Origin of the sequence: Nonomuraea cypriaca (genome assembly GCF_015645445.1) — a bacterium.
Classification (GTDB): Bacteria; Actinomycetota; Actinomycetes; order Streptosporangiales; family Streptosporangiaceae; genus Nonomuraea; species Nonomuraea cypriaca.
In genome coordinates this window covers 16,303-38,024 of sequence record NZ_JADOGI010000051.1, presented here as the reverse complement: position 1 = coordinate 38,024, position 21,722 = coordinate 16,303, and the positions used below count along the sequence as shown (strand labels likewise).

Here is a 21,722-nt window from a genome sequence, read left to right as displayed (position 1 = left end):
CGACGGTCCGGACGGCACAGCCAGCCTCCCGGGCCGAGTAAGGGAGTGCAGTGGCGAAGGTCCGGGTATACGAGCTCGCTAAGGAGTTCGGCGTAGAGAGCAAGGTCGTCATGGCCAAGCTCCAAGAGATGGGAGAGTTCGTCCGTTCGGCGTCCTCGACCATCGAGGCGCCGGTGGTCCGCAGGCTCACCGAAGCTTTGGGCGCATCCAAGGGTGGGCCCTCTAGGGGCGGCGGTTCGCCGTCCAACAAGCCGCAGCCGCCGAGGGCTGCGCCCCGGCCGGCTGACAGCCAGGCCGGCAACGGCGCCGCACAGGCACCGGTTCCGTCTCCGCCGCGTCCGGGTCCCAAGCCCGGTCCGCGTCCGAGTCCGAGTCCAGCCGGAGGCGCGCAGCAGCGCCCGCCGGTCCCCATGCCCCACCAGCAGCCCGAGGCTGCCCGTGGTGAGGCACCCCAGCCCCAGGCACCGCAGGCGCGTTTCGAGAGCGGCGCGCCCGCTCGTCCGACTCCGGGCCCGCGGCCTGGACCGGCCGCCCGTCCGGGTCCCAAGCCCGGCCCCGCGCCCCGTCCGGGGCCCCAGGGTGGTGGCGGTGGCGGTTCCGCGCAGGCGCCGCGCTCCGGCGCGCCCGCCGGTGGCGGCCCGCGTCCCGGTCCTGGACCGAAGCCGGGTCCGCGTGGCCCGCGTCCTGGTAACAACCCGTTCTCTTCCACCGCCAGCGGCATGGGCCAGTCCCGTCCGCCGCGCTCCGGTGGCGGCAACCGCGAAGGCGGCGGCGGCCCTGGCCAGCGCGAGCGTCGTGACGGTCCGCCGCGCGACGGCGCGCTCCCACGCCCGCCGCAGGGTCGTGGCGGCGGCGAGGGCAGGCCCGGCACCGCCGGTCCGCGTCCAGGGCCGCCCGCCGGCGGCGGCTCGCGTCCCGGTCCGGGTGCGGGCGGTCCCCGTCCCGGCGGGCCGCGTCCCAACCCGATGATGATGCCGCAGGGCCGTCCTGCCGGCCCCGGTGGTGGCGGCGGCGGTGGCGGCGGTCGTCCCGGTGGCGGTGGCGGCGGCGGTCGTCCCGGTGGTGGCGGCGGTGGCCGTCCCGGTGGTGGCGGCGGCGGTCGTCCTGGTGGCGGTGGCGGCGGTTTCGCCGGTCGTCCTGGTGGCGGCGGCACCGGCCAGCGCACCGGCACCGGTGGTCCCGGTGGCGGCGGCGGTTTCGCCGGTCGTCCCGGTGGCGGCGGTCGCGGCCGTGGCGGCGGCACCGCGGGGGCCTTCGGGCGTCCCGGTGGTCGTCCCACGCGTGGTCGCAAGTCGAAGCGGCAGAGGCGCCAGGAGTTCGACAACATGTCGGCGCCGGCGATCGGCGGTGTGCAGGTCTCGCGCGGCAACGGCGCGACGATCCGGCTGCCGCGCGGTGCTTCGCTGTCCGACTTCGCCGACCGCATCGGCGCCAACCCCGCCTCGCTCGTGCAGATCATGCTGCACCTGGGCGAGATGGTGACCGCGACGCAGTCGGTCAACGAGGAGACGCTGCAGCTGCTCGGCTCCGAGCTCGACTACAACATCCAGGTCGTCAGCCCGGAGGAGGAGGACCGCGAGCTTCTCGAGGCCTTCGACATCGAGTTCGGCGAGGACGAGGGCGACGAGGGCGACCTGGCCGCGCGTCCGCCGGTCGTGACCGTCATGGGTCACGTCGACCACGGTAAGACCAAGCTGCTCGACGCCATCCGCAAGACCAACGTGGTGGCGCGCGAGGCGGGTGGCATCACCCAGCACATCGGTGCTTACCAGGTCGCGGCCGAGCACGAGGGCCAAGAGCGGAAGATCACCTTCATCGACACCCCGGGTCACGAGGCGTTCACCGCCATGCGTGCCCGAGGCGCCAAGTCCACCGACATCGCGGTGCTGGTGGTCGCGGCCGACGACGGTGTGAAGCCGCAGACGATCGAGGCGCTCAACCACGCCCAGGCGGCCGACGTGCCGATCGTGGTCGCGGTCAACAAGGTCGACAAGGAGGGCGCGGACTCCAACAAGGTGCGGGCCCAGCTCACCGAGTACGGCCTGGTGGCGGAGGAGTACGGAGGCTCGACGCTCTTCGTCGACATCTCGGCGAAGAACGGCACGGGCATCGACGAGCTCCTCGAGGCGATCGTGCTGACCGCCGACGCCGAGCTCGACCTGCGGGCCAACCCGTCGATGGGCGCCCAGGGCATCGCGATCGAGGCGCACCTCGACAAGGGCCGCGGTCCTGTCGCGACCGTCCTGGTCCAGCGCGGCACGCTGCGCGTCGGCGACTCGATCGTGTGTGGCGAGGCCTACGGCCGCGTCCGCGCGATGCTCGGCGACAACGGCGACGCGGTCGAGGAGGCCACGCCGTCCCGTCCGGTCCGGGTGATGGGTCTGACGGCCGTGCCAGGTGCCGGTGACAACTTCATCGTCGTCACCGACGACCGGATGGCCCGGCAGATCGCCGAGCAGCGCGCGGCGCGCAAGCGCAGCGCCGACATGGCGAAGTCGAGCCGCCGCCTCACCCTCGAGGAGCTGTTCAGCAACCTCGAGAAGGGTCGCGTCGACGAGCTCAAGCTCATCATCAAGGGTGACGTGTCCGGTTCGGTGGAGGCCCTGGAAGACGCCCTGCTCAAGATCGACGTCGGCGACGAGGTCAGGCTTCGTGTCCTGCACCGCGCGGTCGGCGCCATCACCGAGTACGACGTCAACCTGGCCGTCGCCGACGACAACGCGGTCATCATCGGCTTCAACGTCCGCCCCGAGCCTCGGGCGCGCGACCTGGCCGAGCGCGAGGGCGTCGACATCCGCTACTACTCGGTCATCTACCAGGCGATCGAGGAGATCGAGGCGGCCCTCAAGGGCATGCTCAAGCCCGAGTTCGAAGAGGTCCAGATGGGCACGGCGGAGGTCCGCGAGATCTTCAAGGTGCCGAAGATCGGCAACATCGCCGGTTCGCTGGTCCGCTCCGGTTTGATCGTCCGCAACAGCAAGGCCAGGGTGATCCGCGATGGCGTCGTCATCGCCGACAACCTGACCGTCTCGTCGCTGCGTCGCTTCAAGGATGACGCGACCGAGGTCCGCGAGGGCTTCGAGTGCGGCATCGGGGTCGGCTACAACGACCTCAGGATCGACGACACGATCGAGACGTTCGAGATGCGGGAGAAGCCGCGCGTGTGACACGCGGCCGGGCGCCCGGCGGGACATCCGCCGGGCGCCTCTCGCACGCCCAGGCCTGGTACCCACCGCAGCAGGCCGGTCGTGCGCTCAGCACACCAGGCAAAGCGGTGGTAGCCAACGATGTATGTGGGTGCTCTTACCCTGGACATCCTGCTCGGCGACGTCAGATCGCTGAAGCAGAAGCGCTCTGTCGTCCGGCCGCTGATCGCCGAGCTGCAGCGACGTTATCCGAGCATCGCGGTCGCCGAGACCGGCCATCTCGACCTGCATCGGCGCGCTGAGGTCGGCGTGGCGGTGGTGTCAGCCTCCGCGGGTAACTGCAACGAGGTGATGGACGCGTGCGAACGCATGGTGGCCTTCCGCCCCGAGATCGAGCTGCTGTCGGCCCGGCACCGGCTCTACAACGACGAAGATTGAACGACTGCACGGCCAGGTCGTGCGTGAGGGGGAGCGAACATGGTGGATGCCGCACGAGCGCGCAAGCTCGCAGACCGCATCCAGCAGATCGTCGCGGAGATGCTGGAGCGGCGGATCAAGGATCCGCGCCTGGGCTTCGTCACCGTGACCGACACGCGCATCACCGCTGACCTGCGCGAGGCGACGGTCTTCTACACGGTGTTCGGCTCCGACGCGGAGCGGGCCGACAGCGCGGCGGCTCTCGAGAGTGCCAAGGGCATCATCCGTTCCGAGGTGGGCCGCCAGACCGGCGTTCGCTTCACCCCGACGCTGACGTTCAAGCACGACCCCCTGCCGGACAGCGCCCGCCAGCTCGACGACCTGATCAACGCCGCCAGGGCGCGGGACGCCGAGGTGGCGCGCAAGGCCGAGAACGCCTCCTACGCCGGCGAGGCCGATCCCTACCGCAAGCCCGACGAGGCTTTCGAGGAGGGGGCCGAGTTGCGCAGGGAAGACCCGGCGTGACTCCCGACGTGCGCGACCGGGCCGAGCGGCCGCACCGCGTGGATCCACGCGGTGCGGACGCCGTGAGCTCCTGCGCGACCGAACCCTGCGCCGTGCCGGAGGCCGCGTGGCGCCGGGCGCTCAAGCTCATCGGGCAGGCCGACGAGATCGCGCTGTCCTGCCACGTGTCGCCCGACGGCGACGCCCTCGGGTCGATGCTGGCCGTGGGGTTCGTGTTGCGGTCGATGGGCAAGCGCGTCGTGGCGTCGTTCGGCGACCGGCAGTTCGCGGTGCCGCGGCTGCTGAGGTTCCTGCCGGGGCAGGACATGCTGGTGCCGCCGAAGGACTATCCGGCGGCGCCCGAGCTGATGATCACGTTCGACTCGTCGACGTTCGAGCGGCTGGGCCTGCTGCGCGACCACACCGCCGCCGCGCGCGAGGTCATCGTGGTCGACCACCATCTCTCCAACGCCGGGTTCGGCACGGTGGGTCTCATCGACGGCACGGCCGCGGCCACGGCGATGCTGGCCGAGCAGCTCATCTACCGGCTCGGCGGGCGGCTCGACCGCGACATCGCCACGTGCCTGTACGCCGGTCTGGTGACGGACACCGGGTCCTTCAGGCACTCCTCCACCACGCCCGCCGTGCACCAGATGGCCGCCAGGCTGGTGGCGACGGGGCTGCGTACCGACGAGATCGCGCGGGAGCTGTGGGACCGCTCGCCGTTCGGCTATCTCAAGGTGCTGGCCGCCGCGCTCGACCGGGTGACGCTGGAGGACGGGCTGGTGTGGACCTACGTCACGCGGGTCGACCGGGCCGCGTACGGGCTGCCGTACGCGGAGTTGGAAGGCATCATCGACATCGTCCGGCGTACTGACGAGGCTCAGGTGGCGGTCGTGCTCAAGGAGGACGACCAGGGCGCCTGGCAGGTGTCCATCAGGTCCAAGGGCGCCGTCGACGTCGGGGCAGTGAGCGCGGCGCTGGGCGGCGGCGGCCACCACAACGCGGCCGGCTACACCGCGCACGACACCGTTGAGGAGACCATGGTGAAGTTCCGGCGCGAGCTGGGGAAGGCTTGATGGCCGGGAGCGGTCTGATCATCGTGGACAAGCCCGCGGACTGGACCTCGCACGACGTGGTGGCCAAGATGCGGCGCATCGCGGGCACCCGGCGCGTCGGGCACGCGGGCACGCTCGACCCGATGGCCACGGGCGTGCTGGTGATCGGCGTGGAGAAGGCCACCAGGCTGCTCGGGCACCTGGCGCTGACCGAGAAGGTCTACGAGGCCACGATCCGGCTCGGCGTGAGCACCAACACCGACGACGCCGAGGGCGAGGTCACCGCGACCGCGCCGGCGACGGGGGTGACGCCGGCCGAGGTCCACAAGGGCGTCGCGGCGCTGACCGGCGAGATCATGCAGATCCCGCCGCAGGTCAGCGCGATCAAGGTGAACGGGCAGCGGGCCTACAAGCGGGCCCGCGCGGGCGAGCAGGTCGAGCTGGTGGCCAGGCCGGTCACCGTGCACGGGTTCGAGGTGCTGGACATCAGGCCAGGCGGCGAGGTCGTGGACGTGGACGCCGTCGTGACGTGCTCGTCCGGCACCTACATCCGCGCGCTGGCCCGCGATCTCGGGGCGGCGCTCGGGGTCGGGGGGCATCTGACGCGGCTGCGTCGTACACGGGTGGGGCCTTATGACGTGTCGCTGGCCAAGACCGTTGAGCAGCTCGCCGAGGAGTGCGTGATCCTGCCGATCGGTGAGGCGGTGGCGGCGGCGTTCCCGCGCAGGGACGTGACGGCCGAGGAGGCACGCGTCGTCGGGCACGGCGGGCGGCTGCCCGCGGCGGGGCTCGGGACGGGGCCGATCGGCGTGTTCGGCCCGGACGGTGAGCTGCTGGCGCTGGTGGAGGAGCATGGCGGGACCGCCAGGCCCATCGCCGTGTTCGCCGGTTAGGCGCCTGTCAGGCGGGTTTGCGGGCGACGATGATGTCGCGGACGATGGCCTGGTCCACCCAGTGCTCGAAGTCGGGGTAGTCGATCACCTGGAGCCCGGCCCCGATGAGGAGGTCCGCCAGGTCGGCGCTCTTGCCGCCGTAGGTGTTCCAGGCGATGCCCATCGCGCCGCCGGGCCGCAACAGCTCCGCCCAGACCGGGACGGCCTGTCTGAGCAGCTCCAGCGGGCTGCGTGACAGGCCGCTGCCGCCCTTGCTGCCGTGCTGGACGCCATAGGGGGCGTCGGTCACCACGACGTCGAACGAGCGCGGCTTGAAGAACTCGCGGCTCCTGAGCGTGTCGGCGTTGACCATGGTGACGTGCTGCACGTCACCCGACTTGACCGCCTCCTTCGACAGGCCGAACGTGACGTTCAGCCGCCGCCCGACCAGGGCCCGCTCCCGGCGCACCGGCACGGTCTCGGCCGTGTGCTTGAGCTTCTTGTTGCGTAGCCAGGTCTTGATGAAGCCGGTGTACGCCTCGAAGTCCTTGGCGTCGACGTCGATGCCGTAGGCGTCGTAGCCGTACATGAGGGCCTGGTTGAGGGTGGTGCCACGGCCGCACAGCGGGTCGAACACCGTCAGCCGCTCGCCCAGCTCCCTGTCCCCGGCCAGCACGGTGACATTGAGCAGCAGCTTCGTGAAGTGCTCGTTGGTCTTGCCGGCGTATTTCTGGATGGTGATGAGGTCGCTGCTCAGCCGGTCGAGCGGCTTCATGGCCAGCGGCCTGAGCAGGTCGCCCTCCATCGCGAAGACGGCGTAGACGGAGGAGAGGTTGGACAGGAGCGAGACGTCCGGCTGGGTCAGGGGCCGCGCGGTCTCGAAGGCGACGTAGGGGACGCCGCCGATCTGGGTCTCCTCGCTGCCCAGGACCTCGCCGGCCAGCGCGCGGGAGCTGAAGACGGCCAGCTCGCTCCTGGTCAGCCGGACGGAGCTCTCCCCGTAGACCCGGTTGAAGGCAGGCAGGATCAGAAGCGCGTAACGAGGCATGATGCCCGATGATATCCCCCTCGATTGGAGGGAACCGCGACGCGCATGGCAGGCTGGTGTGCGATTGATCCGGGGCTGATCCGAGACTCATCCGGGACGAGCGAATGGGGCCTAGCGTGCAGGGTTCGGGAAGGTCTGTCGTCACGATCGGCGTGTACGACGGGGTTCACCGTGGGCACCAGCGGGTGATCGAGCGCGCGGTCGCCGTCGCCCGTGAGCGGGGGCTGCGCAGCGTCGCGGTCACGTTCGAGCCGCATCCCGACGAGGTCGTGCGGCCGGGGTCGCACCCGCAGCGGCTCACGAACCTGCGGCGCCGGGCCGAGTTGCTCGCCGGGCTGGGGGTGGACGAGGTGGACGTGGTGGAGTTCACGCTCGGCCTGTCGCGGACCAGCCCGGATGACTTCGCCCAGAACATCCTGTCCGAGCGCCTGCGGGCCGCCGCCGTCGTGGTGGGGGAGGACTTCGTGTTCGGGGCCAAGGCCGGCGGCGACGTCGAGACCTTGCGGACTTTGGGCGATAAATACGATTTTGTGGTGGAGATTGTGCCCACATTTGACGCGATCTCCTCGACCGCGATCCGCGAACGCCTCGTGGCGGGCGACGTCGTGGGCGCCAGGGCGCAGCTCGGGCGGCCGCACCGGGTGGAGGGCGTGGTCGTACGCGGTTATCAGCGGGGGCGGCAACTCGGCTTCCCGACGGCGAACGTCGAGACGCCGCAGCACACCGCGATCCCGGCCGACGGGGTCTACGCGGGGTGGATGGAGTGCGTGGCGGTGGCCAACATGCCCGCCCTGTACGAGGGGGAGCGGTGGCCGGCCGCCATCTCGGTCGGCACGAACCCGACGTTCGAAGGGGTGCCGCGCACGGTGGAGGCGTACGCGCTCGACCGCGACGACCTCGAACTTTACGGTGCCCACGTCGCCGTCGAATTCGCCGCCCGCCTGCGTGGCAACACCCGGTTCGAGTCGATCGATGCCCTGGTGTCGCAGATTCGCGCCGATGTCGATGCTGCTCGCCGTCTTGCCCGTTGAGGCCATCATCTTCTACGCGTTGCCAGCGTCGGCCACACGCCGACGTCGGCTCGCGTCCGTCCAGGGAAACGGCCGCTGACCGGTCAGTGGCGCGCCACCGTTACGGAGCGTCCTCTTCACCGGCTGGGTGGTTCTCCCGGTCACCGGGTTGGGTGGTTTTGGCTGGTGGGGTGGGCCGATGTGGTTTTGGGGCTTGCTATCTCGGGGCTGATGAGCTATCCCTGAGCACTGGATGCTAGGTGGTAACCTTGCATGTCGGCTCTGTGACGGCGCGCTGCGCGCTGCCCATGACGGCCTTCACGCGGCGACTGTAGGCACGCACGGTCGTACGCGCTCATATCTCATTCGCGCGTGTCCGTAGATCGAAGGAGAGCCGTGTCCCTCGACACCGCTGCCAAGAAGACCATCATCGGCGAATACGCGACGACCGAAGGCGACACCGGGTCGCCCGAGGTGCAGATCGCGCTGCTGAGCAAGCGCATCAGCGAGCTCACCGAGCACCTGAAGACGCACAAGCACGACCACCACAGCCGTCGTGGTCTGCTTCTGCTCGTGGGTCGCCGGCGTCGCCTGCTGAAGTACCTGCAGAAGGTCGACATCCAGCGTTACCGTTCGCTCATCGAGCGGCTCGGCCTGCGCCGATAACATGGAAAGGGAGCGGCGTCCGTGCCGCTCCCTTCCCATATGGGTAGGGCCATATGGTCAGGAGCGTCCGGCGCGTGGCGGCGTGAAAGCGAGTCCGCGCCTGACGTACAACTGAAGATCCGAGACACACAGCCCCCGCGTCCGCTCAGCACCATGCGACCCGCGACGCCTGCGGGCCGGTCCTCGGTAGTGGCTTCCGGTAGGACAGAGACAGTGATCCTTGACCGGGTGCTTCGATCGAAGACCGGCGCTGCACCTAACGAGGGTGCCGGTGAGAAAAGGGCGCGGGTGACCGACCACAAGGAGGTCCCCCGTGGAGGGTGTCCACACTGCTGAAGCCGTCATTGACAACGGCTCATTCGGCACGCGCACGATCCGTTTCGAGACCGGTCGTCTCGCACGCCAGGCGGCGGGTTCCGCCGTCGCCTATCTCGACAACGACACGATGGTGCTCTCAGCCACCACCGCGTCCAAGTCCCCGAAGGAAAACCTCGACTTCTTCCCGCTCACGGTCGACGTCGAGGAGCGAATGTACGCCGCGGGCCGCATTCCCGGCTCGTTCTTCCGCCGTGAGGGCCGTCCCTCCGAGGACGCCATCCTCACGTGCCGCCTGATCGACCGGCCGCTGCGCCCGTCGTTCGTCAAGGGCCTGCGTAACGAGATCCAGGTCGTCGCCACCGTGATGGCGCTCAGCCCGGACCACCTCTACGACGTGGTGGCCATCAACGCCGCGTCGCTGTCCACGCAGCTCGCGGGTCTGCCGTTCTCCGGTCCCATCGGTGGCGTGCGGGTCGCGCTGATCGAGGGCCAGTGGGTGGCCTTCCCGACGCACCACGAGCTGGAGCGGGCGACGTTCGACATGGTCGTCGCGGGCCGCGTCCTGGAGGACGGCGACGTCGCGATCATGATGGTCGAGGCCGAGTCCACCAGGGACACGCTCAAGCTGGTCGCCGACGGCGCCGTCGCGCCCACCGAGGAGACCGTCGCGCAGGGCCTCGAGGCCGCCAAGCCCTTCATCAAGGTGCTGTGCGAGGCGCAGGCGCGCATCGCGCAGGTGGCGGCCAAGGACACGGCCGAATACCCGATCTTCCTGGACTACCAGGACGACGTGCTCGACGCGGTCAACGCCGCGGTGAAGACCGAGCTGACCGCCGCGCTGACCATCGCCGGCAAGCAGGAGCGCGAAAACGAGCTGGACAAGGTCAAGGCGCTGGCCGGCGAGAAGCTCCTGCCCGAGTTCGAGAGCCGGGAGAAGGAGATCTCCGCCGCGTTCCGCTCGGTGATGAAGAAGCTCATGCGCGAGCGGGTCGTCAACGAGGGCGTCCGCATCGACGGCCGCGGCACCAAGGACATCCGCGCCCTGTCGGCCGAGGTGCACGTGGTGCCCCGGGTGCACGGCTCGGCGTTGTTCGAGCGCGGTGAGACCCAGATCATGGGCATCACCACCCTCAACATGCTGCGCATGGAGCAGGTCATCGACACGCTCAACCCCGACCGGACCAAGCGCTACATGCACAACTACAACTTCCCGCCCTACTCCACCGGTGAGACCGGCCGGGTGGGCTCGCCCAAGCGCCGCGAGATCGGTCACGGCGCGCTGGCCGAGCGGGCGCTGATCCCGGTGCTCCCGACCCGCGAGGAGTTCCCGTACGCCATCCGCCAGGTCTCCGAGGCGCTCGGCTCCAACGGCTCCACCTCGATGGGCTCGGTCTGCGCCTCCACGATGGCGCTGCTCGACGCCGGCGTGCCGCTCAAGGAGATGGTCGCGGGCATCGCGATGGGCCTGATCGGCGAGGGTGACACCTACGTCACCCTGACCGACATCCTCGGCGCCGAGGACGCCATGGGCGACATGGACTTCAAGGTCGCCGGCACCAAGGACGTCATCACCGCCCTGCAGCTCGACACCAAGCTCGACGGCATTCCCGCCTCGGTGCTGGCCGCCGCGCTCAAGCAGGCCAAGGGCGCCCGCCTGGCGATCCTCGACGTGATGCAGGAGGCGATCGCCTCCCCGGCGGAGATGAACCCGACCGCGCCGCGCATCATCACCATCAAGGTCCCGGTCGACAAGATCGGCGAGGTCATCGGCCCGAAGGGCAAGATGATCAACCAGATCCAGGACGACACGGGTGCCGAGATCACCATCGAGGACGACGGCACGATCTACATCGGCGCCACCGACGGCCCGGCCGCCGAGGCCGCCCGTTCGGCGATCAACGCCATCGCCAACCCGCACATGCCGGAGGTCGGCGAGCGCTACCTGGGCACGGTCGTCAAGATCGCCGCCTTCGGCGCGTTCATCTCGCTCATGCCGGGCAAGGACGGCCTGTTGCACGTCTCCCAGATCCGCAAGCTGCACGGCGGAAAGCGGATCGAGAACGTCGAGGACGTGATGAGCGTCGGCGAGAAGGTCCAGGTCGAGATCGCCGAGATCGACGGCAGGGGCAAGCTCTCGCTCGTCCCCGTCGAGGTGATCGAGAAGGAGGCCGCGGAGAAGGAGGCGAGGGCCGGCGACTCCGAAGAAGCCGGCGAAGGTGGGGAGCCCGCCGCGCAGCAGGAGGCCGCCGAGGACCGGCAGGAGCGTCCCCGCCGCACCCGGACGCGCGTACGCGCCCGTGGCAACGAGGGGGACGACCGGAACTCGTGACGGAGCCTACGATCAAACACGACGCCGCGGGGTCGACGCGGGAGGCGCCGTGACGACCTCCACGCTCCACCCCGGCAAGGACGGCGCCGGGGTGGTGAGGCGGACGGTCCTCCCAGGCGGGCTGCGCGTGGTGACCGAGACCATGCCGACCGTGCGCAGCGTCGCGGTCGGCATGTGGGTCGGCATCGGCTCGCGTGACGAGGCCCCCGAGCACATGGGGGCCACCCACTTCCTGGAGCACCTGCTGTTCAAGGGCACCCCGACGCGCGACGCCATGGAGATCTCCGCCTCCATCGAGGGCATCGGCGGTGAGATCAACGCCTTCACCGCCAAGGAGTACACCTGCTACTACGCGCGCGTCCTCGACGAGGACCTGCCGGTGGCGGTCGACGTGCTCGCCGACGTGGTGACCAGTTCGCTGGTGACCGACGAGGACGTCGAGTCGGAGCGCGGCGTGATCCTGGAGGAGATCGCCATGCACGACGACGACCCCTCCGACGTGGTCCACGAGCAGTTCGCCGCCGAGCTCTACGGCGACTCGCCGATCGGCCGGCCCATCCTGGGCACGGTCGAGTCGATCAACACGCTGGGGCGCGAGCGGATCGCAGAGTACTACCACCGCTACTACCGGCCGCGCCGCACGGTCGTGTCCGTGGCGGGCAACGTACGACATGAAGAGGTCGTCGAGCTGGTCACCAGGGCGTACGCACGGGCGGGGGCGCTGAGCGGCCCCGCCGAGTTCGCCGCGCCGCGCACCAGCGGTCCCGGCACCGCCTCGCGCTCGGGCGTACGCGTGCTCGACCGGCCGACGGAGCAGGCCAACCTGGTGCTCGGCACGACCGGGTTGTCCCGCACCGACGACCGCAGGTTCGCGCTCGGCGTGCTCAACGCGGCGCTGGGCGGCGGCATGTCGTCCAGGCTCTTCCAGGAGATCAGGGAGAAGCGCGGCCTGGCCTACTCCGCCTACAGCTACACCTCGGCCTACGCCGACACCGGCCAGTTCGGCATCTACGTCGGCTGCCTGCCGTCGAAGATCGACGATGTGCTGAAGATCTGCAGGGACGAGGTGACCAGGGTCGTCGCCGAGGGTCTGGGCGCCGACGAGATCATGCGCGGCAAGGGGCAGATGCGCGGCGGGCTCGTGCTCGGACTGGAGGACACCGGCTCGCGCATGTCGCGGATCGGCAAGAACGAGCTGGTCTACGAGGAGCTCATGTCGGTGGACGAGGTGCTGGCGCGCATCGAGTCCGTCACCCCCGACGAGATCTCCGAGGTCGCCGCGGACGTGCTCAACCGGCCGCTCACGCTCGCCGTGATCGGCCCTTACGGTGACAAGGACTTCACCGACGCCATCCACTGACCTGGCCTGATGCGCAGGGGCGGTTTTGCCCTTGGTATAGGGTTGGCCTTGTGATCAAGGTAGGTGTGCTCGGCGCCCGCGGTCGCGTGGGCGTCGAGGTGTGCAAGGCGGTCGAGGCGGCCACCGACCTGGAGCTGGTGGCCGCGCTCGACAAGGACGATTCCATCGAAGGGCTCGCGGGCGCGGAGGTGGTGGTCGACTTCACCCATCCCGGTGTGGTCATGGGCAACCTCGAATGGGCGATCTCCCACGGCATTCATCCGGTGGTGGGCACGACCGGGTTCGACGAGGGCCGGCTGGAGACCGTACGCGGGTGGCTGGCGGGCTCTCCCGGCACCAACTGCCTGATCGCCCCCAACTTCGGCATCGCGGCCGTGCTCATGATGCACTTCGCGCAGCAGGCCGCCCGCCACTTCGAGTCCGTCGAGATCGTCGAGCTCCACCACACGGGCAAGGCCGACGCGCCGTCCGGCACGGCTCGGCGTACGGCTGAGCTCGTGGCCGAGGCCCGGAGCAAGGCGGGGCTCGGGCGGATGCCCGACGCGACGAGCACCGAGCTCGACGGCGCCCGGGGGGCCGACGTCGATGGCGTGCACGTGCACGCGGTGCGCCTGTCCGGGCTGATCGCGCACCAGGAGGTGCTGCTGGGCGGGGACGGTGAGATCCTGACCCTCCGGCACGACACGATGAGCAGGGCGGCGTTCACGCCGGGTGTGCTGCTCGGGGTGCGCAGGGTGCGTGAGCTGCCCGGCCTCACGGTCGGCCTGGAGCCACTGCTCGACCTCTGACGGCACCGCTCGCGTGCCCTGACCCTGGCCCTGGGGCCGGTGCCCTGACACGACGTGCCCACAACCAGGACGGTCGTGGGCACGTCGTGAGGAGAGGGTCCCGGCTCCGCACAGCCGGGCCTACGATCATCAACACTAATACGAGCGGCGAGATCCACCCGAAACATGAGATCGTGTCGCCATGGTGCGATGGGCTGAAGCCGGTGAGCTTGCCGGGCTGGTGTCCGTGGAGCTGGCCGCGGATCGGTTGTTCGAGCAGGTGGGCATCACGTTCCCGCCCGGCACCACGATGATCGAAGAGGTGGACGATCCGGAGACCGTGCTGGTCGAGGGCGATCCTCCGGCCGGGTTCGCGCTGATCGGGTGGGTGGACGGCAACGTGCATCTCGACCAGCTCGCCGTACGCCCCGAGCGGATGCGCCAGGGCATCGGCGGGCGGCTGGTGGCGGCGGTGATCGACCACGCGCGGGCGGCCGGCGCGCCGTACGTGACGCTGACGACCTACCGCGACGTGCCGTGGAACGCCCCCTGGTACGCGCGGTACGGCTTCTCGGCGCTGCCCGAGCCCGAGTGGGGACCCGAGCTGCGCGCATTGGTGGAGCACGAGCGCGAGCTGGGCATCGAGGTGGCCCCCCGAGTGGTCCTGCGCCACTGACAGGCTGGTCCCGGGCGGGCCGGGATGCTGGCGGGTGGTCTGGTCCCGGGCGGGCCGGGATGCTGGCGGGTGGTCTGGTCCCGGGCGGGCCGGGGCGCCGGCGGGTGGCCTGGTTCGGAGACGGGGGCGTGTCGTCTGGTCCGGGCTGGGGCGTCAGCGGGTTGTCTGATCCGGGGTGCGGTGGGAGGTGAACCAGTCGGTGGCGTGGTCGACGGCGGCCACCAGGGAGAACAGGCGGGCCTGGGCAGCGCCCACGCGGCCCCGCCGGACCGCGCCGGTCGCCTCGAAGCCCGCCCCCAGCACGCCGAAGTCGCTCGCGTCCACGGTCACGTCCTCGAACTCGCACCACACCCGCCCGTCCCCGTCGTCCACCACGCCCCGGTAGGTGCGCCGCGGCGGATGATCGGTGTAGCGGTACTCGGCCAGGTGGAAGGCGGTGCACCGCTCGAACCCCACGCCGAGCAGCAGGACGAGGGCGTCGGCGTCGTAGAGCCTGGCGAGGGGTGAGCGCTCGCCGAGCAGGCAGTCGCGGGCGTGGCCGGCGGTGATCGCCGCCGCCTGCGGCCCGACGGCGGCGAAGGACGTGTGCGGGTGCGCGCTGCGACGGGCGCCTGGCAGGGTGCGTACGTGTTCGGCGACGCGGCCCGTCAGCTCGGAGGGCGTCGAGTCCAGGTCGTAGGGCGGCATGCGGGAGCGATGGCCGGCGACCTGGTCCGCGCTCATCCCGGCCACCGCGCGGCGGTAGACGGGAGAGGTGTCGGAGTTGGACGGCGTGCCCGAGGGCACCACGAGCGTGCCGTCGTCGCCGAGCAGGGCGCGGAGCGCCGCGACGACCGTGGCCGCCCCGCCCTCGACATGACCGAGGCTGCTGAGCGACGAATGCAGCAGCACGACCTGCCCCCGACCAACACCAAGTCCCGAAAAGTCGCGACACAAATGGCCAAAGCCTGGCATACCGTAAATATCCCTACGTGAGGCCCTTTATGATCACGCCGTATCCCACAAGCGACTATGAGCCTTAATTCTCCTGTTCAACGGCACGGTTGTTGATCGTTCATGCTGCTGCGCGGTTCAGGATCGGTCCCATATACTTCACGGGTCCAAACCGCAATGCCACGGTAGGCAATCCCCTTTCTTTCCAGCAAGAGGCCGGTTTCGCGCATGCCCACCCCCCTACGGGACCATAAGGTCAGGCCCGACGAGGCACCGGCCGGGGCGGGGGGCGTGAGCGAGACAGATTCGTTGCCAGATATCCCGGTCCTACCGAAAACTGCCAGACTTGCCCTTGTTTGGGCTGGTTCGGCCATTTCCACGGTGGGCACGCGTACGCTCGCCGTCGCCTATCCGCTCCTCGCACTGGCGCAGACGGGGTCGCCCACCGCCGCTGGCTGGGCGGGGTTCGCGCTGACGATCCCGATCCTGGTCTTCTACGTTCCCGGCGGGCTCCTGGTCGACCGGATCCCCCCGCGTACGATCATGTTGTGCGCGGAGCTCGGCCGCTGGCTGAGCGTGGCGTCCGTGCTGGTCGTGATCCCGTTCGAAGGCCCGTCGCTGTGGCACCTGCTGGGGGCCGCCGCCGCCGAGGGCACGCTGTGGGTCCTCTACACGCTGGCGGAGGCGGCGCTGCTGCCGTCGCTGGTGCAGCCGGTCATGATGCAGCGGGCGCTGGCCAAGAGCGAGGCGGCGAGCCATCTCGCGTCGATCGCCGGTCGGCCGCTCGGCGGATACCTCTTCGGCTTGGGGCCTTATATCCCTTTTGCCATGAACACCGCGCTCTTCGCCGTCTCCTGGGGGCTGTTCTTCAGCCTGCGTCGCGGGTCCGTGCGGAGGTCGGCCAACCGGGCGCTGCTGAGCGATCTGTCCGCGGGTTTCCAGGCGCTCAGGAAGCAGCGGTTCCTGGGCGGCGCGATCACCGTGACCACCTTCACCAACCTCATGGTCAACGCGCTCATCATGGTCTTCGTCGCCGGCTCGGCGGGCATGTCGTCGCTGGAGATCGGGCTCGTGCTCGCGGCCGGCGGGGTGGGCGGGGCGCTCGGCTCGGCCACGGCCTTCTTCCGTCGCCCCCAGCGCGAGGTGCTGCTCGGCCACACGTGGATCTGGGTGCTGGCGCTCTTCCTCGCCGCGGTCGGGGCGGCGGTGGAGGCGCGCTCGCTGCTGTTCGCGGCCGCGTTGTTCACCACCGGGCTCGGCGGCGCGCTGAGCAACGTGGCGATCAGGTCCGTGGAGGTCAACAAGGTCGATCCGGGTACGCTGGCCCGCGTCGTGGGCGTCTCGCGCCTGTCGTCGCACGGCTCGTTGTGCCTGGCGGCCCCGCTCGGCGGCCTCCTGGTCACCTGGTGGGGCGTGACCGGTGGGGCATGGGTGCTGTTCGCCGTCATGCTGCTGGCGGCGGTGCTGGTGACGAGGGTGCCCTGGTTGCGGCACACCTTCACTCCGCCGTTGCCCGACCTGCCGGACGACGCCGGTCTCGTCCGGGCGCCTGTCGCGTTACCGGGCGCCGACCAGCCGCCTGGCGTCCTCGGCCATGTGGGCGGGCAGCTTCGGCGTCTTGGCGTCGATCGCCTGCTTGGCCAGCTCAACCGCGGAGTTCGTCTTGCCGGCGAGTTGCTCCACCCGCGCCGCGTACAAAAGCAGGGGGCCGTGGTGGTCGACGGACTCCGCGAGCGCCTCCACCATCTCCTGCTGCGCTTCCTTCATGCTGTCGGTCTGCGCGAGCGCGAGGGCGTGCGCGACCTTGGCGAAGGGCCAGCGCAGGGGCCTGGCCCGGTCCAGATCACGCAGGGCGGCGCGGGCCTGGCCCATGCCGGCCAGGATCTGACCCCGGCTGAGCAGGGCGTCGGTGTTGTCCCCCTCCCGGTCGAGCACGTCGTTGAGCACGCCCACTGCCGCGTCAGGGTGGCCGCCGTGCCACAGGGCCCAGGCGAGCTCCGTCTGAATGGTGAGGTCGGCCGGCACGCGGACCATCGCGGCGTGTAGCTCCTTCACGGCCTTCGCCGGGGAGCCCTGAGCCAGGCGCAGGCGGCCGATGGCCGTGAGCAGCGGCCCCACGGCGGCCACGGCTCCGGCGGTCTCGAAGCTCCGCGCCGCCGCGCTGTAGTGAGTGATGGCGTCGTCCAGGTCGTCGTGCTCGTGCGCGACGTTGCCGAGCAGCGACTCGATCTGCGCGCGCAGTCGCAGGTCGTGCTCCTCGGATCCGGCCAGCGCCTCCTCGCCGAGCCTGGCGGCCAGCAGGAGATCGCCTTCGCGCAGGGCGTCCTCGGCCTCGTGGAGAAGGCCCTCGGCGCCCAGCCGTGCCGGCGGCTCGTCGACGTGCTGTTCGTCCCCGTGTTTGACGGGCTGGAGCAGCCGGTCGTACGCCGGTTCGTACGAGCTCACGCCCAGCCGCTGGTCGACCCGGAGCAGGTGGCGTTTGACCAGCAGCGCGATCACCGTCCTGCCGATGCCGGCCGTCTTGATCGAGCTGTGCCTGACCGGCTGCCTGCCCCCCGCCCCGTCGCCGAACGTCAGCCGCAGCCACGTCCGCAGCCTGCGGCCGTCGCCGTCGAACCGTTCGGCGGCGATCTCCCTGATCTCCCTGTCGTAGTGGTGCGCCAGCGCCTTGTCGGCGAACAGTTGCACGTCGGACTTGGTGATCTCGGTGGCTCGCGGGGGCAGGGCGTTCCACATGGCCTCGCAGACGACCTGGAGGTGGACGGGCTCCACACCCGCCCGCTCCGCTACGGCACTCGTACGCGCCCTGATCTTGACCAGGTCGCGTACGAGCAGGTCGGCCGAGCCGCCGGTGAACGCGCGGCCGGTGCCCTGGAGCGGCCGGTTCACCGCCTCAAGCGCGCCGTCGAAGCTCAGGGCCTCCAGCGGGAAGCGCTCCAGCGGCCCGCCGGCGAGCTCCCGCTCGTACGGCAGCAGGCCCGTCAGCCGGTCGCCGCGGATCGACAGGAGCAGCCGGAGCCCCGGGTCCGCGCGCAGTGCCTCGGCGAGTTGGGCGAAGAACCAGTCGCGGTAGAGCCGATTGCGCCGGCCGCCGTCGAACAGCTCCTCGACCTGGTCGACGGCGACCAGGGTGAGGGCCGGGTCGCCGTAGGCGTCGCGCTTGACGGGCCGCGCCCGCAGGAACGCGGGGATCGTCAGGCCCGCCAGCCGGGTCGGCGGCACCGGCGGGGACCAGGACATCAGCAGGGCCAGCACGTAGGGGTTGTGCGGCGGCAGCGCGGCCTGGGGGAAGGCGGATCCGTAGGAGACCTGGCCGAGCGGCAGGACGTCGGTGCGGCTCGGGCTGCGCAGCGGCATGACGCCGGCCTGGATCAGCGAGGTCTTCCCGATGCCCGAAGCGCCGTACAGGACGGTCAGCCGCTGGGTCTGCCACAGTTTGCGGATCTCGTGGGATTCCTCGTCACGTCCGAAGAATCTGTGGTGGTCCTCAGCGCGAAAGACGCGTACACCTCTGTACGGCGCCGGCGTCGCCTGCTGTGCATTCATGCCGGAAGTCACCATGCCGATCCCATCCGCAGCCGCATGTCACCGCACATTTCCTCCGTGGCGGTCAAGGAGGTCGATATCTTCGCACGCGCGGCGCGGTTCGCACATCCTCCGCAGGGACAAGGTGCTCTCCGGGCGCACCGCAGTGCTCCCGGTTTACACCCCTATTGGGAAAGATGGGGGAGATGCTCTCTAGATCGAATTCGAGAAGGCGGCCACCTGCTCCTTGTCGTCACCGAGGCAGGACGCCACCGCCGCCCGCAGCGCCGCGCTCTCCATGTCCTGGAGGTGGCGCAATGACACGTGGGTCACGTCGATCAGTGCGCTGGATCCGTACTGTCCATCATGCATGTGCGCTCCCTCTGTTTCGGGCCACCCGAATATCCACATGACGTACAGGCGCTAAATGGGCGTGCGCATCTTCGAGCTCGACCAAGATCGCGCATGATTCTTATTATGATTCTGTGATAAGCGAGTCGACTAATCAACCTCTAGGATGGGCGTACGATCAGCCGACTTTCTTCGGGCGGGGAGCGGGAGGAGCGACGTGGCCGAGAATTCGCACTCCATACCAGCGCAGGTGCCCAAGGTCTGGGAAAGGGTGCCCAAACGCAACCCGAACTTCACCGGCCGCGCCGACCTCCTGAGCGCGCTCAGGAAGAGCATCAACACCGTGACGGCCGTGGTGGCGCAGCCACGGGCGCTCCAGGGGCTCGGCGGTGTGGGCAAGACACAGCTGGCCATCGAATACGCCTGGCAATACCGAGCGCACTACGACCTGGTCTGGTGGGTGTCGGCCGACCAGCCGATGCTGGTCCCCTCCGCGCTCGCCGCGATGGCCCCGGAGCTCGGCCTCCCCTCCTCGACCAGCACCGGCGTCGAGCAGGCCACCCAGTCGGTGTTACGCACGCTGCAGAACGGGACGCCCTACCGCAGCTGGCTGGTGATCTTCGACAACGCCGAGGACCCCGAGTACATCAAGGACTACATCCCCAGAGGTCCCGGTCACGTCCTCATCACCTCGCGCAACTCGCGCTGGAGCGACCACGAGGCCACCATTCAGGTGGACGTGTTCAAGCGTGAGGAGAGCATGGCGTTCCTGCGCAGGCGCCTCGCCGGCGCGGTGAGCGAGGCGGAGGCCAACCAGCTGGCCGAAATGCTCGGAGACCTGCCGCTAGCCCTGGAGCAGGCCGCCGCGCTCCTGTCGCGCACGCTGATGTCGGTGGACGAATACGTCGGCCTGCTGGAGAAGCAGACGAGCCGGCTGCTCAGCCTGGAGAAGGCGCCCACCTACCCGCAGTCCATGACAGCGGCGTGGCAGGTGTCGGTCTCCCAGCTCGAAGACCGCATCCCCGAGGCCGTCGAGTTGCTGCGGTGCTGCGCGTTCTTCGGCCCCGAGCCCATCCCGCGCGACGTGTTCCGCCGCGGTAACCGGGCGGTCGGCCCGCGGCTGGCCCCCATCCTGTCCGACACGATCCTGCTGACCAACGCCCTGAGCAACCTCGAACGCCTGGCCCTGGTCAAGGTCGAGCCGTCCACCCGAACCCTCCAGGTCCACCGGCTCAACCAGGCGCTGCTGCGCGACGAGACCCCGGAGGACGCCCGCGCCGAGTTGCGGCACGAGGTGCACCTGCTCCTGGCGGGCAGCGCGCCCAACGACCCCGACGACACCAGCAAGTGGCCCGCGTTCGAGGAGCTCGCCGCCCATCTGGAGCCGTCCGGCCTGATCAAGTGCCAGGAGCCGGCCGTCCGCAAGTTCGCCCTGGACCTCGTGCGATATCTGTACCAACGAGGAAGTTACAACCCGGCCCAGATCCTGCTGGACCAGTACATCCAGCGGTGGTCGGAAACGAGCGGCGAGCGCCACTCCGACGTCCTGGTCGCCCGCATCCATCTGGGTAACGTCTACCGCGCGCTGACCCTCTACACCAAGGCCCACGAGCTCGACTCCCAGACCCTGGAGATGATGCGCGAGTCCCTCGGCCACGAGCACACCGAGACGCTCTGGGCGACGAGCAGCTACGCCTCCACGCTCCGCGGCCGCGGTGACTTCCTGCTCGCCAGGGAGGTCGACGAGGAGGCGCGCGAGGCGTACGAACGGCTGATGGGCAAGGAGGACGTCAGGACCCTGCGCGTGCTCAACAACCTGGGCGTCGACTACATCCTCACCAGTGAGTACGCCAAGGCGCATGAGGTCCTCGAAGAGGTCCACCTCAAAATGAGCAGCGCGGAGGGACTCGGGCGGCGCCTGCTGCTCCACTCGTGGAGCAACCTGGGCCGGGCCGTGCGGCTGAGCGGCCAGTTCGAGGTGGCGACCGACCTGGCGGAAGAGGCCTACGGCTACGGCGTGGCGCAACTCGGCGACGACAACCCCGCCACCCTGCTCGCGGCGAAGGACTTCGCGATCTCCCTGCGCAGGAGCGGCCGGGCGCCCGAGGCCCTGGAGCTCATGCTCGACACCTACGCCCGCCTGCGCCGCCTCTACGGAGACGCGCACGCCGACACGATGGCGGCGGCGCTCGGCCTGTCCAACGCCCTGCGCGTGAGCGGTCAGCACGACGAAGCCCTGGAGATGGTGCATCGCGGCCTGACGCACTACCAGGACGTGTTCGGCCCGGATCATCCGTACACCCACGCGGGCAAGATCAATCTGGCCCTCCTCACCCGCCTGGGCGGAAACGCCGCCGCGGCGCGGGAGATCAGCGAGGACGCCCTGGCCGGCCTCGCTGAGCGGGTCAGCCGCGACCACGACTACGCCCTGACCTGCGCCATCAATCTGCAGAACGACCTGGCCGCGCTCGGCCGGCACGACGCCGCGCGCCGCCTGGGCGAGGAGACCCACCGGCGCGTCCAGACCTATTTCAGCCCCGACCACTACCTCAGCCTCGTCTGCGCCGCCAACCTGAGCCTCGACCTGCGGGCCACGGGCGCGGAGGAGGAGGCCGGCCGGTTGCTGGCGGAGACGACGCGGCGCTTCGATCTCGTCATGGGGCGCGAGCACCCCGACTCGCTCGCGCTGCTGGCCGGCGAGCGGATCGACTGCGACTTCGACCCGCCGCCCATCTGATCGCC

General features: G+C 70.1%; 16 protein-coding genes and 1 pseudogene. 13 read left to right on the top strand and 4 right to left on the bottom strand.

Features of this window, described 5'->3' with window-relative positions; genetic code table 11:
* The first annotated feature begins 50 nt into the window (after positions 1-50).
* The 5 genes from infB (at position 51) to truB (ending at position 6,018) form a co-directional block, all read left to right on the top strand.
* Positions 51-3,167 carry a translation initiation factor IF-2 gene (gene infB, locus ITP53_RS18750; protein WP_195896699.1) on the top strand — a complete coding sequence of 1,039 codons (3,117 nt, stop codon included), beginning with the start codon at positions 51-53 and terminating at the stop codon, positions 3,165-3,167.
* Positions 3,168-3,287: 120 nt separating this feature from the next.
* Positions 3,288-3,584, top strand: a complete 297-nt coding sequence (locus ITP53_RS18745; protein WP_195896698.1) for a DUF503 domain-containing protein — start codon at positions 3,288-3,290, stop codon at positions 3,582-3,584.
* A gap of 39 nt (positions 3,585-3,623) precedes the next feature.
* Complete coding sequence (rbfA, locus tag ITP53_RS18740) at positions 3,624-4,088, top strand: 30S ribosome-binding factor RbfA (protein WP_195896697.1); 465 nt, start codon at positions 3,624-3,626, stop codon at positions 4,086-4,088.
* The gene (locus ITP53_RS18735; RefSeq protein ID WP_328814981.1) at positions 4,085-5,146 is read left to right on the top strand and encodes a DHH family phosphoesterase; all 1,062 of its coding nucleotides are present in this window, start codon (positions 4,085-4,087) and stop codon (positions 5,144-5,146) included. Before rbfA ends, ITP53_RS18735 begins: the two co-directional genes overlap by 4 nt.
* A complete protein-coding gene (truB, locus tag ITP53_RS18730; RefSeq protein WP_195896696.1) occupies positions 5,146-6,018 on the top strand; it encodes a tRNA pseudouridine(55) synthase TruB in 873 nt (290 codons plus the stop codon). Before ITP53_RS18735 ends, truB begins: the two co-directional genes overlap by 1 nt.
* 7 nt (positions 6,019-6,025) lie before the next feature.
* On the opposite strand, the gene ITP53_RS18725 is transcribed toward truB, so the two are convergent.
* Positions 6,026-7,045 (bottom strand): TRM11 family SAM-dependent methyltransferase, encoded by a 1,020-nt coding sequence (locus ITP53_RS18725; protein WP_195896695.1) that lies wholly within the window; start codon positions 7,043-7,045, stop codon positions 6,026-6,028.
* 104 nt (positions 7,046-7,149) lie between these two features.
* Between ITP53_RS18725 and ITP53_RS18720 the strand changes: the two genes are divergently transcribed.
* The 6 genes from ITP53_RS18720 (at position 7,150) to ITP53_RS18695 (ending at position 14,171) form a co-directional block, all read left to right on the top strand.
* On the top strand, positions 7,150-8,076 hold the full coding sequence (locus ITP53_RS18720; protein ID WP_195896694.1) for a bifunctional riboflavin kinase/FAD synthetase: 927 nt from the start codon (positions 7,150-7,152) through the stop codon (positions 8,074-8,076).
* A 375-nt stretch (positions 8,077-8,451) separates the two neighbouring features.
* The gene (gene rpsO / locus ITP53_RS18715; protein ID WP_195896693.1) at positions 8,452-8,721 is read left to right on the top strand and encodes a 30S ribosomal protein S15; all 270 of its coding nucleotides are present in this window, start codon (positions 8,452-8,454) and stop codon (positions 8,719-8,721) included.
* A gap of 313 nt (positions 8,722-9,034) precedes the next feature.
* Positions 9,035-11,368 (top strand): polyribonucleotide nucleotidyltransferase, encoded by a 2,334-nt coding sequence (locus ITP53_RS18710; RefSeq protein ID WP_195896692.1) that lies wholly within the window; start codon positions 9,035-9,037, stop codon positions 11,366-11,368.
* A gap of 49 nt (positions 11,369-11,417) precedes the next feature.
* Positions 11,418-12,728: a M16 family metallopeptidase gene (locus tag ITP53_RS18705; RefSeq protein WP_195896691.1), complete on the top strand. Its 1,311-nt coding sequence runs from the start codon at positions 11,418-11,420 to the stop codon at positions 12,726-12,728.
* Between the two features lie 50 nt (positions 12,729-12,778).
* Entirely contained in the window at positions 12,779-13,516 is a 738-nt protein-coding gene (gene dapB, locus ITP53_RS18700; RefSeq protein ID WP_195896690.1) for a 4-hydroxy-tetrahydrodipicolinate reductase, read from the top strand.
* Between the two features lie 181 nt (positions 13,517-13,697).
* Positions 13,698-14,171 (top strand): GNAT family N-acetyltransferase, encoded by a 474-nt coding sequence (locus tag ITP53_RS18695; RefSeq protein WP_195896689.1) that lies wholly within the window; start codon positions 13,698-13,700, stop codon positions 14,169-14,171.
* A 153-nt stretch (positions 14,172-14,324) separates the two neighbouring features.
* Here ITP53_RS18695 and ITP53_RS18690 read toward each other — a convergent pair whose 3' ends face one another.
* Positions 14,325-15,062, bottom strand: a complete 738-nt coding sequence (locus tag ITP53_RS18690; protein ID WP_328814974.1) for an aminoglycoside N(3)-acetyltransferase — start codon at positions 15,060-15,062, stop codon at positions 14,325-14,327.
* A 270-nt stretch (positions 15,063-15,332) separates the two neighbouring features.
* Between ITP53_RS18690 and ITP53_RS57655 the strand changes: the two are divergent.
* Positions 15,333-16,232, top strand: a pseudogene (locus ITP53_RS57655) (MFS transporter); the annotation flags it as partial.
* Positions 16,233-16,661: 429 nt separating this feature from the next.
* On the opposite strand, the gene ITP53_RS57650 reads toward ITP53_RS57655, so the two are convergent.
* Complete coding sequence (locus ITP53_RS57650) at positions 16,662-18,650, bottom strand: tetratricopeptide repeat protein (RefSeq protein WP_236050963.1); 1,989 nt, start codon at positions 18,648-18,650, stop codon at positions 16,662-16,664.
* A gap of 192 nt (positions 18,651-18,842) precedes the next feature.
* Positions 18,843-19,001 (bottom strand): hypothetical protein, encoded by a 159-nt coding sequence (locus ITP53_RS18680; RefSeq protein WP_195896686.1) that lies wholly within the window; start codon positions 18,999-19,001, stop codon positions 18,843-18,845.
* 196 nt (positions 19,002-19,197) lie between these two features.
* On the opposite strand from ITP53_RS18680, the gene fxsT reads away from it, so the two are divergent.
* Positions 19,198-21,717 (top strand): FxSxx-COOH system tetratricopeptide repeat protein, encoded by a 2,520-nt coding sequence (fxsT, locus tag ITP53_RS18675; RefSeq protein WP_328814971.1) that lies wholly within the window; start codon positions 19,198-19,200, stop codon positions 21,715-21,717.
* Positions 21,718-21,722: the final 5 nt, after the last annotated feature.